The following is a 16,830-nucleotide window of genomic DNA, read 5'->3' as shown; positions in this document are numbered from 1 at the left end:
GTGCCTCAGGTGCGGGCCGAAGCCGGTTCAGGGGCCAAGGGGCATGCGGCAGCAGGTGGCACGGGCGCTCCTTCAGTGGGTTCGGGCAAGCTTAGCCCAGGACGCGACGCGGCGGACGCCGGGGTCCGGCGGGTAACGGCACAATCCGGCGGAACCTTTTTCTTGAACGGGCTGTAACCAGCCGGTCCGATGGCACGAAACACTATGGACAGCAGGACGCGAATGAGCGACGCCGAGGCGGCGTTGCGGAGCCTGTTCCTGCGGGGCCTTGCCGGTGACGCAGCGGCTTACCGCGAATTCCTGCAAAAACTCAGCGCGCACTTGCGCGCTTTTCTGGGCAAGCGCCTTTTCGGCTGGCCCGACGAAGTGGAAGATCTTGTCCAGGAATGCCTGCTCGCCATGCACAACCAGCGCCATACCTACCAGAGCGACCAGCCGCTGACGGCCTGGGTGCATGCGATTGCGCGCTACAAGATGATCGACCTGCTGCGCGCCAAGTCGGCACGCGAAGCGCTGCATGATCCACTGGACGATGACCTGGCCGTGTTCGCCGAATCGGCCATCGACGCCAGCGATGCGCGCCGCGACATCGGCGGCCTGCTGCAGACCCTGCCTGAGCGCCAGCGCCTGCCCATCGTGCATGTGAAGCTCGAAGGCCTTTCGGTGGCCGAAACGGCAAGCCTGACCGGTATGTCGGAATCGGCCGTGAAGGTCGGCATTCACCGCGGCCTCAAGGCGCTCGCGGCCAGACTCAGGAGCAAGACGCCATGAAAACCGACGATCTCGTGGCCATGCTGGCCACCGGTGCCGCGCCCGCGCCGCGCCGCGCCGCCGGGCGGCGCCTGGCGCTTGCCGTGCTGGCCGGCGTACCGCTGTCGTTCGCCATCCTGCTCACCGAATACGGTGTTCGCCGCGATCTGGTGCAGGCCATGTTCTGGCCGATGTTCTGGGTCAAGGTGCTGTTTCCGCTGTGCATTGCGGCGGCGGCCTTCGTGGCGGTGCAGCGCCTCGCGCGCCCGGGCGTTCCGGTGCGGCGCGCCTGGATCGGCATTGCCGTGCCGCTGCTCGTGGTGTGGGTGCTGGCGGCGATGTCGTGGTTCAACGCGCCGCCCGAAGAACGCATGCCGCTGCTCATGGGCGAGTCGTGGCGCATCTGCGCGGTCAGCATCGGGCTCATGGCGCTGCCCGTCTTCGCGGCGGCGCTGGTGGCGTTGCGGGGGCTGGCGCCCACGCGTCCGGCCTTGGCGGGCGCGGCCGCCGGCGGTCTGGCGGGCGGGGTGGGGGCGGCCGTGTACGCGCTGCACTGCATGGAACTGACGGCACCGTTCCTCGCGGTCTGGTACGTCAGCGGCATTGCGGTGCCGGTGGTACTGGGCGCAGTGCTGGGGCCCCGCTTGCTGCGCTGGTAGATCGCGCCGAGATCGCGCCGGCCGGGCGGGGCCCGGCCTCAGCGCTTCTTGGCCCCGAAGATGCCGCCCAGAACGCCGCGCAGGATTTCCTTGCCGACCGAAGTGCCCATGGTGCGCACCGCCGACTTGGCCATGGTCTGCACCAGGCCGTCACGCTTGCCGCCGCGCGGGCCGGTGCTGCCGAAGAGCAGGTCGTTCAGCATGCTGCCGCCGCCCTCGGAAGATTCCGCCGCACCCTTGGCACCCGGCTTGGCCGCCGGTGCATCTGGCGCGGTCTCGGCGCGGCCCTTGAGTTTTTCGTAGGCCGATTCACGGTCCACCGTCTTTTCGTACACGCCGGCGACAAGCGAATTGGCGATCACGGCCTGGCGTTGTTCGGCAGTGACAGGGCCGATCTGGCTGCCCGGCGGCACCACGAACACGCGTTCCGTCACGCTCGGACGCCCCTTGGCGTCGAGAAAACTCACCAGCGCCTCGCCCACCGCAAGTTCGGTGATGGCGGTTTCGATGTCCAGGCCCGGCTTCTGGCGCATGGTGGTGGCCGTGGCTTTCACTGCCTTCTGGTCGCGCGGGGTGAAGGCGCGCAGCGCATGCTGGACGCGGTTGCCCAATTGGGCCAGCACCGAATCCGGAATGTCGAGCGGGTTCTGCGTCACGAAATAAACGCCCACGCCCTTGGAGCGCACGAGCCGCACCACCAACTCGATGCGTTCGACCAGCGCCTTGGGCGCTTCGTTGAACAGCAGATGGGCCTCGTCGAAGAAGAAGGCCAGCTTGGGTTGGTCCGGGTCGCCGATTTCGGGCAGCTGTTCGAACAGTTCAGACAGCATCCAGAGCAGGAACGTGGCGTAGAGCCGCGGCGAGTTCATGAGCTTGTCCGCGGCCAGGATATTGACCACGCCCTTGCCGCCCACGGTTTGCATGAAGTCGGCAATGTTGAGCATCGGCTCGCCGAAGAACTTGTCGCCGCCCTGGGTTTCGATCTGCAGCAGGCCGCGCTGGATGGCGCCCACGCTGGCCGCGCTGATGTTGCCGTATTCGGTGGTGAACTGGCTCCCGTTCTCGCCCACGTACTGCAGCATGGCGCGCAGGTCCTTCAGGTCGAGCAGCAGCAGGCCGTTGTCGTCGGCAATCTTGAACACCAGGTTCAGCACGCCGGCCTGGGTTTCGTTCACGTCGAGCATGCGGCCCAGGAGCAGCGGGCCCATGTCGGAAACCGTGGCCCGTACCGGGTGGCCTTGTTCACCGAACACGTCCCACAGCGTAACGGGGCAGGCGGCCGGTTCGGGCAGGTCGATGCCGCGTTCCTTCAGCGTGGCCGCCATCTTCTCGCCGATGCTGCCTTTCTGGCTCATGCCGGTCAGGTCGCCCTTGACGTCGGCCATGAACACCGGAACGCCGATGCTAGAGAGCTTTTCAGCGATGGTTTGCAGGGTGACCGTCTTGCCGGTGCCGGTGGCGCCGGTGATCAGGCCGTGGCGGTTGGCCAGGCTGGGCAGCAGGGCGCACTCGGTGGTGTCGTGGCGTGCTATCAGGAGAGGGTCGGCCATTGAGGGCTCCGGGTCGTATCGAAGCGGGCAGTCTAATCAAGCGGCGCTCCTATAATCCACGGCCCCCGAGGTAGTTACGGAAAAAGTTTCAGGAGGTTTTTTTGTCATCGACTGCTCAGCCCCCCATTCCCGCCGTTGGCGATTCACCTGAACAGTCGCCGATTGAAAAAGAGTTGGCCGTCTTGCTCGTGAACGCGCTCAATCTGGAAGTCGCTCCCGAAGACATCGTGCCGACCGACCCGCTCTACGGCGAAGGCCTGGGCCTCGATTCCATCGACATCCTCGAAGTTGCACTCGAGGTGTCCCGGCGCTACGGCTTCCAGTTGCGTTCGGACGACGAGCGCAACCAACAGATCTTCCAGTCGCTGCGCACGCTCGCGACCCACGTCGCCCAGCACCGCAGCGCCTCCTGATCCATGTCTCGATGGCGACTGGCGCTCCTGCTGCTGGTGGGAGTGGCCTATGCCGGCCTCTCTCACTGGATGATGCTGTTCCACCCCACCGAGCCGTGGGCGGTGGTGGTCTTGCTCGGCCCGCTCTGGCTGGCAGCCATGGGTTTTGCCGCCAGCAAGCTCGGCCGTTGGGGCTTCATTGCCGCCATGCTGCTCGGCATAGCGGGCTTTGCGCTCGTGTTCCTGGGTGAGGCGGGCGATACCAATCGGCTCTATGTGTTCCAGCACGTGGCCATCAACGGCCTGCTGTGCGGCTGGTTCGGCGCTTCGCTGCGCGGGCCCGGCCTGCCGCTGATCACCCAGTTTGCCCAGCGCGTGCATCCGCTCAAGGGCCATATGCTGGCCTACACCACGCAGCTCACCCGCATCTGGACCGCGTATTTCGCGCTCGTGGTCGTCTCGTCGATCGTGGTGTACCTGAGCCTGCCTTTTTCGGCCTGGTCGCTGCTGGCCAATGTGCTGACCCCGCTTTCGGTGACCCTGCTTTTCGTGGGCGAGCACCTGGTGCGCTACCGGCTGCACCCCGAATTCGAGCGCACGCGGCTCATTGATGCGGTGCGCGCCTTCCAGGGAACATCGCCCATCGACAACGGCACCGGCAGCCGGTAGAGCAGGGCCCTGCGTGACCGCCGAAACCCGCCTGCTGCCGCTCATCACCAACCGGGACCTCGGCGCGCCCCTGGCCTGGCGCGCCGGCGTGCCGGTGAGCACGCGCCAGTTCCTGGCCGACGTGGCCCGGTTCGCGCCGGTGCTCCCCGCAGAGGGCAAGGCCGTCAACCTGTGCGTCGACCGCTACGCCTTTGCCGTCAGCCTGGCCGCTGCGCTGGTGCGCGGCCATGCAAGCCTCTTGCCGCCCGACGCCCGGCCCGACACGCTCGCGCGGCTGCTCGACTCCGGTGGGTCGAATCTCTTCGCGCTGACCGACGATGTCGGCCTGGCCACCCCCGGCATGCCGCGCGTGCTGATCGAAGACCGGTCCAGCCCCGAAGGCGGCGCCGGGCTCGAGGTGCCGGCCGTCGACGGCGGCATGCACGCCGTGAGCCTGCTGACCTCCGGCTCGACCGGCGTGCCCCAGCCGCACGCCAAGCGGTGGGAAACACTGGTGGGCGATGTGGCCGTGGCGGTGGAGCGGCTCGCCAGCCTGCTCGGGCGGCCATCGCTTGCCGGCCTGACGCTGGTTGCGACCGTGCCGGTTCAGCACAGCTACGGACTCGAATCGTCGGTGCTGCTGGCCATGCTGGGCGGCGCCGCATTCGAAAGCGGACGGCCGTTCTTTCCGGCCGATGTGGTGAAAACGCTGGCCTCGGTGCCGCGCCCGCGTGCGTTGGTCACCACACCTTTCCACTTGAAGACGCTGCTGCTCTCGGGCATCGAGCTGCCGCCTGTCGACCTGATTCTTTCGGCTACCGCGCCGCTATCGCCGCAGCTGGCGGCCCAGGCCGAGCAGGCGCTCGGCGGCGTGCTGATCGAAATCTACGGCAGCACCGAGTCCGGCCAGGTCGCCACCCGCCGCACCACGCAAAGCGAGGTCTGGGAGAACTTCGGCAACATTCGCGTGCATGCCGAACCGGGCGAGGGCGACGGACCCGAGCGCTTCATTTTCAGCGGCGACTTCCTGCCCGAGCCCACGCCCATGGCCGACGTGCTCGAACTTCTCGATGCGCGCCGCTTCCGGTTGTTCGGCCGGGCCAACGACCTGATTCACGTGGCGGGGCGGCGCAGTTCGCTCGCGCATCTGAACTATCACCTCAACAGCATTGCGGGCGTTGAAGACGGCGCGTTCTGGCTTCCCGACGAAGTGGCCGACGGTGTGGTGCGTCCCGTGGCTTTCGTGGTGGCGCCCACGCTCTCGGCCGGCGAAATCATCACGGCGCTGCGGCAGCGGCTCGAGCCGGTGTTCGTTCCGCGGCGTGTGGTGCAGGTCAAGGCTTTTCCGCGCGAAGGCACCGGCAAGCTCACCGTGCGCGCGCTGCGCGAATTCGCGCTTGCGCAGCTTGCGGGAGACGACACCCCGGTGGAGTTTGCCCATGCGGTGCCCGTTGATCACCCGGCGTTCGCGGGCCACTTTCCCGGTCAGCCGCTGCTGCCTGGGGCGCTGATACTGGCCGAGGTCATGGAAGCAGTGCAGCGGGTGCCGGCACTGGTTGCCCGGCTTGGCACGCACCCCACGCTTGCTGCTGCCAAGTTTCTGGCGCCCGTGCGGCCGGGGAGCATGCTCTCCATCGAACTGCAACCCGAGGCGGGCGCCGCGCGCGGCGTGCGTTTCGACGTGCGCTGCGACGGCGTGGTGGCTGTCACCGGCCGCTGGACCGCGGCGCCAGGCTCCGCGTGATGAAGCACACCGAAGCCGAGACGCACGCCGTGAAAGAGGCGTCGCAGACGGGGCAGCGCGGCGACTGGGCGCGCGCCCCCGAGCGCAGCAACATGCTGGCCCTGCGCTTCATCTGCATGATGGCGCTGGTTTTCGGGCGCCACATCACGCGGCTGCTGCTGCCGCCGATCAGCCTGTACTTTCTCTTGTTCGCGCCCACGCCGCGCCGCCACATCAAGCGCTACCTGTTCAGGGCCATTGGCCCGCGCGCGGGGTGGATCGACGGCTATCGCCTGCTGCACGCCTTTGCCTCGACGGTGCTCGACCGCGTGTACTTCCTGCGCGGGCGCATGGATCTGTTCGACGTGAAGGTCAAGGGCAACATGCCGCTGGAGACCGAGGCGCTGCAAGGGCGGGGCGCCTTTCTGCTGGGCGCGCACGTCGGCAGCTTCGAGGCGCTGGGCGCCTGCAAGCACCACAGCCAGCACAAGCAGGAGTTGCGGCTCGCGATGCTGATGTATCCCGACAACGCGCAGCGCATCACGGCCATTCTGAACGCGATCAGCCTCCCTGAAGCGCGGCCTCACGTGATCGCGCTGGGCCGGCCGCATTCGATGCTTGCCCTGCGCGACTGGCTCGACCACGGCGGCCTTGGCGGCATGCTGGCCGACCGTACGCTGCCGGGCAGCGAGGACCAGCCCGCGCAGCAGCGCGGCAACAACATCGTGCTGCCCTTTTTGGGCCAGCCGGCCAGCTTCAACGACGGCCCGTTCCGCCTCGCGGCGCTGCTGCGGCGCAAGGTGTTCTTCATGGCCGGCCTGTACGGCGGCGGTGCGCGCTACGATGTCCAGTTTGACCTGCTGGCCGACTTCAGCGAACGCGCCTCCGACCCCGCCGAGCGGGAACGCCGCATCCGCGCGGCGGTCGAAGCCTACGTGGCGCACCTCGAAGCGCTGTGCCGCGCCTACCCCTACAACTGGTTCAATTTTCATGATTTCTGGCTCGAAGATTCGGTTTGACTGGCTTTGCAGGAGCCTGCTGCTGGCACTGGCCTGCTGCGCCGCGCCCGCGTGGGCTTTCGACTTGTCCGAGCTGATGGGTCTTCTTTCCAAGCAGAAGAGCGGCGAGGCGCGCTTCACCGAGCAGCGCTTCGTGCACGGCCTGGAAGGCCCGCTCGATGCGCGGGGCACGCTGAGCTTCGAGGCGCCGGACAAGCTGGTGCGACGCACCTTGTCGCCGCGCGTCGAAACCATGGCGGTCGAAGGCAACACGCTCACGCTCTCGCGCGGCGGCCGCAACCGCACGCTTACGCTCGACAGCATGCCCGAGCTGCTCGGCCTGGTCGAAGCCATGCGCGGCACGCTGACGGGCGACGGCACCACGCTGCAGCGCTATTTCCGCAGCACCGTGGGCGGGTCGGCCAGCAACTGGACGCTCGACCTCACGCCCATCGACAGCCGCCTGGCGGCGCAGATGCGCAGCATCCGCATCTCGGGCCGCGCCAGCGAAGTGCTGGGCCTTGAAATGGAATTCGTCGGCGGCGACCGCTCGGTGATGAACATCACGCCCGAGCGCGCGGGCGCCGCTCCCGCGGCTCCCTCTGCGCCAGCGGGCGCTGCCGGGCGCACCACGCCGTGATCGCACGCGAGACCGGGGGAGGGCCGCCGAGCTGGCAGCGCCGCGCGTTGGTGCTGCTGGTGTGGGCGCTGGTCCTGATCGGCGGCGGGCTGCAGATCGCGCGCACGCATTTCAGCGCCGACCTTTCGGCCTTCCTGCCCAAGAGCCCCGACGTGCGGCAGCAGGTGCTCATCGAGCAACTGCAAAGCGGCGTCGCCTCGCGCACGCTACTGCTCGGCATCGAGGGCGGCGCCAGCGTGGAGCAGCGCGCCGCGGTGTCCCGCGCGGTGGCCAAGGCCATGCGCCAAAGCCAGCTGTTCGACCTGATCCAGAACGGCGATACGGGGGACTGGACCGAAGCCGGCACCTGGGTCTTCGATCACCGCTACCAGCTCTCGCCGGGTGTCAAGCCCGAGCAGTTCACTGTTGATGGACTGCGCGATGCAATCAACGAGACGCTCTCGATGCTGGGCACGCCGGCCGGCAACGTGATCAAGCCCTTGCTCGACCGCGACCCCACCGGCGAGACGCAGCGCATTGCCGTGGACCTGGCGCCGGCCAGCGCGCCGCGTACGGAGGGCGGCGTATGGATGTCGCGCACCGCGCCCCGCGCGCTCATGATTGCCACCACGCGCGCCGCGGGCAGCGACCTCGACGCACAGGCCGCGGCCATCGCGCGCGTGCATGCGGCCTTCGATGCCGCCACGCGCGGCATGGGCGAGGCTGGGCCCAAGCTGCTGCTCAGCGGCCCGCCGGTGTTCTCGGTGCTGAGCCGGGACAAGATCAAGACCGAAGCGATCCACCTTGCAATCGTGGGCGGCATCGTCATGGGTGGGTTGCTGCTGCTGGCGTTCGCGTCGCCGCGCGCGCTGGTCATCGCGTTCCTGCCCGTGGCCACGGGCGTGGTCATCGGCACTGCCGCGGTGAGCGTGGTGTTCGGCTCCGTGCACGGCATGACGCTGGGCTTTGGCAGCACGCTGATCGGCGAGACGGTCGACTACGCCATCTACTACCTCATTCAGGCGCGCGGCGCGGCCGTGGCCGGCACCGGCTGGGCCAGGTGGCGCGACGTGCATTGGCCCACCGTGCGGCTCGGGCTGCTCACATCGGTGTGCGGGTTTGCGGCGCTGGTGTTCTCTGGCTTTCCAGGCCTCGCGCAGCTGGGCGTTTTCTCGATAGCGGGGCTCGTGGCCGCCGCGCTCGCCACGCGCTACGCGTTGCCCATGCTCGCGCCGGACGGCGCCACCGGGATGGGCATGCGCAAGTACATGGCGCGCGGCGCCGGCCTGCTGGTTCGCGGCCTGCCGCGCCTGCGCTGGGTGCTGGCCGGACTGGGCGTGGCCGCGCTGGCGCTGGTCATCTGGCAGGGCGGCCATCTCTGGCGTGCCGACCTCGGCGCGATGAGCCCGGTGCCCAAGTCGGCCCAGCAGCTCGACGAAATGCTGCGCGCCGACATCGGCACCGGCGATGGCAGCACGCTGGTCGTGGTCTACGGCGCCGACGAAGAGGCCGCACTGCGCAATACCGAGGCAGCCGCGGCGCGGCTCGAGGCGCTGGTCGACAAGGGCGAGCTCGGCGGCTTCGAAACCGTGACGCGCGTGCTCCCGAGCGTTGCAACGCAGGCGGCGCGCCTGGCCAGCCTGCCGGACGACGAGACCCTGCGAACCCGGCTGGCCGAGGCCACGCAAGGCTCACCTTTGCCCGCCACGCGTCTCGGTCCTTTCCTGGCCGAAGTCGAAGCCGCGCGCAAGCTGGCGCCCGTGCGGCGAGCCGACTTGAAGGACGGCCCGCTCGGTTCGGTCGTCAACACGCTCATGTACCAGCGCCCGGGCGGCGGCTGGTCGACGCTGGTGGTTCTTCATCCGGGCCCGAAGTTCGATGCGGGGCGGCTCGAGGCGGCGCTTGCGGGCGCGCCTGAAGTGCAAGTGGTCGATGTGGGCCGCGAACTTGCCGGGCTCTATCAACGCTACCTGCATGAGGCCTTCGTGCAGGTGCTGCTCGGCGCATTGGCCGTGGTGGTGCTGCTCGGCATCTACCTGCGTTCGGGCAAGCGCCTGCTCGCGGTGTGCCAGCCGCTGGTCGTTGCGGTGGTGCTCACGCTCGGCGGCATGGCCGTGCTCCAGGTGCCGCTGGGCATCCTGCACCTGGTCGGGCTGCTGCTGATCGTCGCGGTCGGCTCCAACTACGCGCTGTTCTTCGACCAGCTGCGCGTGGCGGGCCGGGCCGATGAGGACACGCTGGCCTCGCTGATGCTGGCCAACCTGACCACCGTGGTGTCGTTCGGGCTGATCGCGATTTCGGACATTCCGGCGCTGTCGTCAATCGGCCGCGTGGTCGCGCCGGGTGCCTTGCTGGCGCTGCTGCTCTCGGCCGCCTTCGCGAGCCGCATGGCGCCGCCGCCCGCACGCGGCTGATGGGAAAATCCCGAGCCATGTCATCCGCATCCGCCGCACCGTCTGAATCGTGGCCCTGGCCGCCGGCCATTCGCGCGAGCGCGGCCTTGCACGTGGCCGCCATCGGCGCGGGCGCGCTGGTGCCGGGGGCGATGCCCTGGGCCATCGGTGCCGTCGTGCTGAACCATGCGCTCATCACCGGTGCGGGGCTCACGCCGCGCAGCAGTCTTCTGGGGCCTAACGTCACGCGCTTGCCCGAGGCGGCCGGCGCCAGGCGCGAAGTGGCCATCACCATCGACGACGGCCCCGAGCCCGAGGTCACGCCCCGGGTGCTCGACCTGCTGGACGCGCATGGCCAGCGTGCCACCTTCTTCTGCATTGCCGAGCGCGTGCTTGCGCACCCGGCGCTCGCGCGCGAGATCGTGGCGCGCGGCCACAGCATCCAGAACCACACCGCGCGGCACCGGCACAATTTTTCTTTTCTCGGGCCCCGGGGCTTTGCGAGCGAGATTGCGCGGGCGCAGGAAATCCTCACGGAAACCACGGGCCACCGCCCGACCTGTTTCCGTGCGCCGGCCGGCCTGCGCAATCCGTTCCTCGAGCCTGTGCTGCATCGCCTCGGCCTTTCGCTCGTGAGCTGGACCCGCCGCGGCTTCGACACGCGCGAAGGCGACCCTGCCAAGGTCATGGCGCGCCTTGCCCGCAACCTGCAGGCGCGCGACATCCTGCTTCTGCACGACGGCAACGCCGCGCGCACCCCTGAAGGAAATCCCGTGTTGTTGGAGGTATTGCCCTTGTTGCTCGAACGCCTGCGCGCCGAAGGCCTTAGCGCCGTCACCTTGCCCGAGGGCCTGAAGCGATGAGCGCGGTGCTGCCTTCCTCAACCGGCACGACCGACAGCGCATGGCGCGAACTGCACGAGGCCGCCACCATTCCCTACAAGAAGGGTGGCAGCTTTGCCTGGCACTTTGCGCGCGGCAAGCTGGGACGCGACCCGGTGTTTCGTGGGCTGCTCGAGCGCGGCTTGATCGGCCCGGAGCATCGCCGCGTGGTCGACATCGGCTGCGGGCAGGGGCTTTTTGCGAGCCTGCTCGCATCGATGAGCCAGATGCAGGCACAGGGCCGCTGGCCGGCGTCATGGAAGCGCACGCCGGCGGCGGCCGACTACACGGGCATCGAGCTCATGCCCAAGGACGTGGCGCGTGCCGAGGCTTCCATCGGGCATCTGCAACCGGCGCCGAAGCTGGTCTGCGCCGACATGTGCTCGGCGGCGCTGCCGGACTGCGATCTGGTCGTGATTCTCGACGTGCTGCACTACGTGAACATCGAGGCGCAAGACGGTGTTCTGCAGCGCGTGCGCGATGCACTGCGGCGCGGCGGCAACCCGAACGCGCGGCTGCTGCTGCGCGTGGGCGATGCGTCGAGCAAGCGCGGTTTCGCCATCAGCCAGTGGGTCGACCGCACCGTGACGCGCATCCGCGGCCACAAGGTGTCGCCCACCTGGGGCCGTCCGCTGGCCGACTGGATCGCGGTGCTGCAGCGGCTGGGTTTCAGTGTGCAGAGCATTCCCATGAGCGAGGGCACGCCGTTTGCCAACGTGCTGCTGGTGGCCGACCTGGAGCCCTCTGCGTGACAACGGCTCCGCAAACGCTCGACCGTGCGGGCATTGCGCAGCGCATTCCGCACAGCGGCAGCATGTGCCTGCTCGATCGCCTCGAGCGCTGGGACGCCGAATCCATCCATTGCAGCACCCGCACGCATACACAGCCCGACAACCCGCTGCGAACGGCGGGCGGCCTGCTCGCGCCCAACGCCATCGAATACGCCGCGCAAACCATGGCGCTGCACGGTGGTCTGCTGGCCGCCGAAGGAAGTACGCCATCGGCCGGCTTTCTGGCGAGTGCGCGCAACGTACGCTTCTCGGTTGCTCGCCTCGACGACGTTGCCGGCGCACTGCAGGTGCAGGCGCGACGCCTTTCGGGCGACACGAACCAGATCCTTTATGAATTCGCGGTGAAAGACAGCGACGGCCTCATGCTGGCCGAAGGCCGCGCCGTGGTGGTGCTGAACACACCGCTTGCAACCGGAGCCACTGCCTCATGAGCCTCGAAGGAAAACGCGCACTGATCACTGGCGCCAGCGGCGCATTGGGCGCCGCCATGGCCGAGCGCCTAGCACGCGATGGCGCCACCGTGCTTCTGCACGCCAATTCGCGGCCCGAAGCGGTGGAGCAGCTGGCAGCCACGATTGCGGCGGCTGGCGGCAAGGCCGAATGCCACGTTTTCGACCTGCGCAGCGACGAAGCCTGCCGTGTGGCGTGCGAACGGATGCTCGAAGATGGGACGGTCCAGATCGTCGTCAACAACGCCGGCGTGCACGACGACGCCGTGCTGCCCGGCATGCGTGCCGAACAGTGGCACAAGGTGATCGACGTTTCGCTCAACGGCTTTTTTCGCGTGACGCAGCCGCTGCTGCTGCCGATGATGCGCACCCGCTGGGGCCGCGTGCTCAATATCTCGTCGGTCTCGGCGCTGACCGGCAACCGCGGGCAGGTCAACTATGCGGCCGCCAAGGGTGCGCTCAACAGCGCGACCAAGGCGTTGTCGCTCGAAGTAGCGTCGCGCGGCGTCACGGTCAACGCCATTGCGCCGGGCATCATCGCCTCGCCCATGGCCGACGCAACCTTCGACCCCGCCATGGTCAACCAGATGGTCCCGATGAAGCGCGCCGGAACGCCGCAGGAAGTGGCGTCGCTGGCCTCATTCCTGGCCAGCGACGAGGCGGCCTACATCACGGGGCAGGTAATTTCCATCAACGGCGGAATGATCTGAGCTTGCTGCCGGGGCCCTCCGAAGCGCTATCTCTGAAAAGGCGGCGCCCCCCGGAGCTTGCGAAAAACAAGCCCAGGCAGCCGCAGCACGAATTCGACCATCAGCCGCGTGTGCATCCACGTCAGCAGCACGTTGTCGCGCCCATAGCGAAAGTGCGAAACCCCGCCTTCCTCGGCCGTCAGGTACTTCACCGGCGCATCGATGTTCACGGGCTTGACACCCCGCCAGGCCAGCCGCACGACGGCTTCGGTGTCGAAGTCGAAGCGGCGCATCCACGGCTGCCGCGCCATCACGGCGATCAGGTCGGCCACCGGGTACACGCGAAATCCGTAGAGCGAATCGCCGACGCCGGCAAACAGGGTTTCCAGCTGCGTCCAGCCGTTGGACACGCGCCTTCCGCGCACGCGCAGCAGCGGGGCGGAGGCGTCGAACACCGGCCGGCCGAGCACCATGGTTTCGGGCCGCGCCTGCGATGCGGCCATGAACGAAGGAATCAGGTCGGCCGGATGCTGACCGTCGGAATCCATGGTCAGTGCATGTGTGAAGCCGGCCTCGCGTGCCGCGCGCAGGCCGTGCAGCACCGCCGCGCCCTTGCCCTGGTTCTGCGGCAGCAGCCAGACCCGCAGGCCCGGGTCGCGCGCAGCCATTTGCTGCAGGCGTTCGCCGGTGCCGTCGGTGCTGCCGTCCACCACCACCCACACGGGGTTCCATTGGGCTCGCGCCGCTTCGACGGTCGAAAACAGGCGCTCGCCCGTGTTGTAGCTGGGGATCAGGACAAGGTGTGTGCGCGAGGCGTCTGGCATGCGGGGGACGCGTCGGTGGCGCGCTGTTCCATGTTTTGGCGAAAGTATTGTTCCAGCTCCGATTGCAGCACATGGCTGTCTTGCAACGGCGCGAACCGCTCACCCAGCCGCAGCTTGAAGACGATGGGCAGCGGCGGCACGCGCCACAGCGGCCAGCCCTTGCTGAGGTACGGCGAATCGGTTTCGATGAACACGGTCTGGATGGGGGCTTGCGCGAGCTTGGCAATCAGCGTTACGCCGTGCCCGAAGGGGTTGAGCGGCGGCGTTACCGTGCGCGTGCCTTCCGGAAAAATGACCAGCTGCCCGCCGTTGCGAAGGTCTGCCACGGCCAGGCGCACCATGGTGCGCGCCGATTCGTTGCTGATGTAGCGCGCAAGACGCGCACCCGCGCCAAGAAAGATGTTGCGCAGCAGGTCGGCCTTCATGATGCAGGCGCTGCGCGGCAGCCGAGCCACCAGCAGCAGCGCATCGAGCATCGTGGGGTGGTTGGCAACGAAGATCACGCCGGGCTCGCTGCGCATCGGGTCGAGGCAGCTCGCATCGATGCGCATCATTCCGGTCACCGAGGCAAGGCCCCAGAACATTCGGTAGGCAAGGGCGATGGTCAGGCGGCCCAGCTTGCGTGCGGGTGCCTCCGGCATGACCGGATACAGCAGCATGGCGACGAAGTTCCAGACCAGCGAAATCAGGCCCAGGAACAGCAGCAGCGCGTAGAGCATCAACGCGAGCGGAATGGTCGTGAGAATGCGCAGCACGCGGGTCATCGACATCTCGTCGGTCCGGTCGAATCGCAACAACGGGTCAGTCCCGCAGGCGGCCCGGGGCGACGGCATGGGCTTCGATCTCCACCAGCAGGTCGCTGCGGCAGATGTCCGCCTCCAGGTAGACCGCATGGCGGATCATCGGCGCGTCGGCGCCCAGCGCGTTCTCGAGCACGCTGCGCACCGCGTCGGTGTCGGCCGGATGGCGCACATAAACCACGCAGTCGAGCATGGCGAGCGAAAACGTGGCCGTGACCTGGCTGTTGGCCGCCGCGATCACCGCCTCGAGGTTGCGCAGCGTTTCGCGCGTTTGCTCCAGCACGTCTCCCTGGTGAACGGTTTCGTGGCCCACGATGCTCGCGGTGCCCGAGATGAAAAGCGCCACGTCGCCATTGCCGACATCCGCCAGCGCGGCGCGCGAAAAGGTGGGCGAGCGCGGGCCGTAGGTTTCGGGATAGCGGTAGGCCGAAACCTGGCGCGGATTCTCGACCGGCACGGGCGCCGTTTGCCCGGCCAGGAACCGGATGGACAACGCCCCCTGGTGAATGCCCAGCGCGCACGCCGCTGGGGCGCCTTCGAAGGCAGCGCGGCCGGCCTCGAAAAACGCTTCTTGCCGCCCGAGGTTGAACTGGCGGTATCGCTCCAGCCCGCCGCCGTCGGCATTGATCTGCGGCAGGTAGTTCCAGATGCGCAGCAAGTGCGGCGTGGCGGCGTCGTCGAGTGTCTTGAAGAGATCGTGGTACGCGCTGTGCGCGATTTCGGCGAGGTTCTGTTTTTCCGCGGATTCATCGATGTCGATGGCACCGAGCAGCCAGTGGCCGTTGCTGCGCCAGCGGGCGATGCCCGTGGTGCCCGACTGGACCTGCCCGCCGTTCACGTGCCACACGTCGGCCATGGCGCCCTCTGCGGAAAGTACGCGCGCGTTGACCGTCGGCATCCATGCCAGCCCGTGCGGCGTGCCGTAGCCGAGCGCTGCAAAAGGCGCGGTGACGTTGGCGGCCAGCGCAAGGCTGTCGGACAGTGAAAGGCGCTCGACGCGCAGATGAGAAATTTCGCCCTGTACTCGCACGGTCAGCCGGCCTCGACGGTGTTTTCTGGCTTGCGGGCCATGTATTCGGAAAAAACGCCCAGGCTTGCATGCCGGCGCACTTCGGTGAAGCCGGCGGCGCGCAATGCCTCCAGCACGCGCTCGGGGGGAATGCAGGCTTCGATGGTGTCCCAGTAGTAGCGCCACAGCTCCGAGGTGTTGCTGCGGCGGCCGACGACCCGGGCAATCAGCGGCACCACCGCGCGCATGTAGCCCTTGAGCAGGGCGGTGGCGATGCGGCCCTGCGGTTTGGTGATTTCGAGCACCACCAGGCGGCCGCCGGGGCGCAGCACACGGTGGAACTCGCTGAATGCGGCCGCCACGTCGCTGATGTGGCGCATGGCGTAGCCCATGCTCACGAAGTCGCAGCTGGCATCGGGCCGGGGCAGCGATTCCGCCACGCCCGGCACCAGCTCCACGCCCGGCAGGTTGATCTGTTCCATCATGCCCACGCTGGGATCGACGCCCACCAGCTTGCCCGTCGGGCCGATGATCTTGAGCGCCTCGCGCGCAACCAGCCCGGTGCCGATTCCCACGTCGAGCACCTGCGCGCCCGCAACGAGGCCGGCTTGCGTCAGCGCGGCCCGCCGGTATGCCGGGCCGGTGCCGAAGGCGAGCACGCTCTCGATGCGGTCGTAGTCGGCGGCGGTGCTGTCGAAGATGCGGCGCAGAAACGCCTGGTGCTCCGCCTCGTTCTTGTAGTACAGCGGCAAGGGGGTGTGCGGCGGCAGGATGGCCGGATTCCCGGGAGCGACAGAAGGCGATGGCGTCATCGAAGGATTATCACCAAAAGACCTGGCCGCTTCGGCTCCGCCGACGGGCCGTTGCGTGCGCCGGACAGTAAACTCGGAGCCTGCTTTGAAAACACAGGATTGCGAGAAAGAAGTCATGGCCGGACACAGCAAATGGGCAAACATTCAGCACCGGAAGGGCCGCCAGGACGAGAAGCGCGGCAAGCTCTGGACGCGCGCCATTCGCGAAATCACAGTGGCCGCCCGCACTGGCGGCGGCGACCTAAGTGCTAACCCTCGGTTGCGGCTGGCGGTTGAAAAAGCCAAGGCAGTCAACCTGCCGATCGACACCGTCAAGCGCAACATCGACAAGGCCACCGGCAACCTCGAAGGCGTGAATTACGAAGAAATTCGTTACGAGGGGTACGGAATCGGCGGTGCGGCAATCATCGTCGACACCATGACCGACAACCGCGTGCGTACCGTGGCCGAAGTGCGCCACGCATTTTCCAAGCACGGCGGCAACATGGGCACCGAAGGCTCGGTGGCCTTTCAATTCAAGCACTGCGGGCAGATCATCTTTGCGCCCGGCACCGACGAAGACAAGGTGATGGAGCTTGCGCTCGAAGCCGGCGCCGAAGACGTGGTGACCGACGATGACGGCGCCATCGAGGTGCTCACCGCCGTTGGCGACTTCGAAGCCGTGAAGAACGCGCTGGAGGCCGCCGGCCTGAAGCCCGAGGTGGCCGAGGTCACCATGCGGCCTGAAAACACCGTCGAAATAACCGGCGAAGACGCGGCCAAGATGCAAAAGCTGCTCGATGTGCTCGAAGACCTGGACGACGTCCAGGAGGTCTATCACAACGCGGCGCTTTCCGAATGAAC

At 67.8% G+C, this 16,830-nt stretch carries 18 protein-coding genes; 13 read left to right on the top strand and 5 right to left on the bottom strand.

Annotated elements, in window-relative coordinates:
• Positions 1-189 precede the first annotated feature (189 nt).
• A complete protein-coding gene (locus V9L20_RS17730; protein WP_409514003.1) occupies positions 190-771 on the top strand; it encodes a sigma-70 family RNA polymerase sigma factor in 582 nt (193 codons plus the stop codon).
• Positions 768-1,409, top strand: coding sequence for a DUF1109 domain-containing protein (locus V9L20_RS17725; protein ID WP_337297591.1), 642 nt, complete (start codon positions 768-770; stop codon positions 1,407-1,409). The genes V9L20_RS17730 and V9L20_RS17725 overlap by 4 nt, the downstream gene beginning before the upstream one ends.
• Before the next feature lie 38 nt (positions 1,410-1,447).
• Here V9L20_RS17725 and V9L20_RS17720 read toward each other — a convergent pair whose 3' ends face one another.
• A complete protein-coding gene (locus V9L20_RS17720; protein WP_337297590.1) occupies positions 1,448-2,959 on the bottom strand; it encodes a helicase HerA-like domain-containing protein in 1,512 nt (503 codons plus the stop codon).
• A 101-nt stretch (positions 2,960-3,060) separates the two neighbouring features.
• Between V9L20_RS17720 and V9L20_RS17715 the strand changes: the two genes are divergently transcribed.
• From V9L20_RS17715 to fabG, 10 genes are read left to right on the top strand one after another with little or no spacing between them, the layout of a single operon-like run.
• Entirely contained in the window at positions 3,061-3,372 is a 312-nt protein-coding gene (locus V9L20_RS17715) for a phosphopantetheine-binding protein (RefSeq protein ID WP_055796895.1), read from the top strand.
• 3 nt (positions 3,373-3,375) lie between these two features.
• Entirely contained in the window at positions 3,376-4,020 is a 645-nt protein-coding gene (locus tag V9L20_RS17710) for a hypothetical protein (RefSeq protein ID WP_126746037.1), read from the top strand.
• 13 nt (positions 4,021-4,033) lie between these two features.
• The gene (locus V9L20_RS17705; protein ID WP_337297589.1) at positions 4,034-5,743 is read left to right on the top strand and encodes an AMP-binding protein; all 1,710 of its coding nucleotides are present in this window, start codon (positions 4,034-4,036) and stop codon (positions 5,741-5,743) included.
• Positions 5,743-6,741, top strand: coding sequence for an acyl-CoA synthetase (locus tag V9L20_RS17700; protein WP_258506603.1), 999 nt, complete (start codon positions 5,743-5,745; stop codon positions 6,739-6,741). The genes V9L20_RS17705 and V9L20_RS17700 overlap by 1 nt, the downstream gene beginning before the upstream one ends.
• The gene (locus tag V9L20_RS17695; protein WP_337297588.1) at positions 6,713-7,360 is read left to right on the top strand and encodes a LolA-related protein; all 648 of its coding nucleotides are present in this window, start codon (positions 6,713-6,715) and stop codon (positions 7,358-7,360) included. The genes V9L20_RS17700 and V9L20_RS17695 overlap by 29 nt, the downstream gene beginning before the upstream one ends.
• Positions 7,357-9,753 (top strand): MMPL family transporter, encoded by a 2,397-nt coding sequence (locus tag V9L20_RS17690; RefSeq protein ID WP_337297587.1) that lies wholly within the window; start codon positions 7,357-7,359, stop codon positions 9,751-9,753. The genes V9L20_RS17695 and V9L20_RS17690 overlap by 4 nt, the downstream gene beginning before the upstream one ends.
• Entirely contained in the window at positions 9,753-10,595 is an 843-nt protein-coding gene (locus V9L20_RS17685; RefSeq protein ID WP_337297586.1) for a polysaccharide deacetylase family protein, read from the top strand. The genes V9L20_RS17690 and V9L20_RS17685 overlap by 1 nt, the downstream gene beginning before the upstream one ends.
• Positions 10,592-11,365 carry a class I SAM-dependent methyltransferase gene (locus V9L20_RS17680; protein WP_337297585.1) on the top strand — a complete coding sequence of 258 codons (774 nt, stop codon included), beginning with the start codon at positions 10,592-10,594 and terminating at the stop codon, positions 11,363-11,365. Before V9L20_RS17685 ends, V9L20_RS17680 begins: the two co-directional genes overlap by 4 nt.
• Positions 11,362-11,835, top strand: a complete 474-nt coding sequence (locus V9L20_RS17675) for a hydroxymyristoyl-ACP dehydratase (RefSeq protein ID WP_337297584.1) — start codon at positions 11,362-11,364, stop codon at positions 11,833-11,835. The genes V9L20_RS17680 and V9L20_RS17675 overlap by 4 nt, the downstream gene beginning before the upstream one ends.
• Positions 11,832-12,563, top strand: coding sequence for a 3-oxoacyl-ACP reductase FabG (gene fabG, locus V9L20_RS17670; protein ID WP_337297583.1), 732 nt, complete (start codon positions 11,832-11,834; stop codon positions 12,561-12,563). Before V9L20_RS17675 ends, fabG begins: the two co-directional genes overlap by 4 nt.
• Positions 12,564-12,589: 26 nt before the next feature.
• On the opposite strand, the gene V9L20_RS17665 is transcribed toward fabG, so the two are convergent.
• Genes V9L20_RS17665 through V9L20_RS17650 form a run of 4 tightly spaced genes read right to left on the bottom strand, consistent with a single transcriptional unit; the run spans position 12,590 to position 15,987 of the window.
• Positions 12,590-13,366: a glycosyltransferase family 2 protein gene (locus V9L20_RS17665; RefSeq protein ID WP_337297582.1), complete on the bottom strand. Its 777-nt coding sequence runs from the start codon at positions 13,364-13,366 to the stop codon at positions 12,590-12,592.
• Positions 13,333-14,136: a lysophospholipid acyltransferase family protein gene (locus tag V9L20_RS17660; RefSeq protein ID WP_258506589.1), complete on the bottom strand. Its 804-nt coding sequence runs from the start codon at positions 14,134-14,136 to the stop codon at positions 13,333-13,335. Before V9L20_RS17660 ends, V9L20_RS17665 begins: the two co-directional genes overlap by 34 nt.
• A 31-nt stretch (positions 14,137-14,167) precedes the next feature.
• Positions 14,168-15,196 carry a chorismate transformation enzyme, FkbO/Hyg5 family gene (locus tag V9L20_RS17655; protein ID WP_337297581.1) on the bottom strand — a complete coding sequence of 343 codons (1,029 nt, stop codon included), beginning with the start codon at positions 15,194-15,196 and terminating at the stop codon, positions 14,168-14,170.
• Between the two features lie 2 nt (positions 15,197-15,198).
• Positions 15,199-15,987 (bottom strand): class I SAM-dependent methyltransferase, encoded by a 789-nt coding sequence (locus V9L20_RS17650; RefSeq protein ID WP_126746026.1) that lies wholly within the window; start codon positions 15,985-15,987, stop codon positions 15,199-15,201.
• 115 nt (positions 15,988-16,102) lie between these two features.
• On the opposite strand from V9L20_RS17650, the gene V9L20_RS17645 reads away from it, so the two are divergent.
• Positions 16,103-16,828 (top strand): YebC/PmpR family DNA-binding transcriptional regulator, encoded by a 726-nt coding sequence (locus tag V9L20_RS17645; protein ID WP_126746025.1) that lies wholly within the window; start codon positions 16,103-16,105, stop codon positions 16,826-16,828.
• The last annotated feature ends 2 nt before the right edge of the window (positions 16,829-16,830 follow it).

This window comes from Variovorax sp. CCNWLW225, from assembly GCF_037204045.1.
In the GTDB taxonomy this organism is placed as follows: domain Bacteria; phylum Pseudomonadota; class Gammaproteobacteria; order Burkholderiales; family Burkholderiaceae_C; genus Variovorax.
Note: the sequence above shows the minus strand (reverse complement) of the source record. Positions and strands in the feature narration are given on the sequence as shown.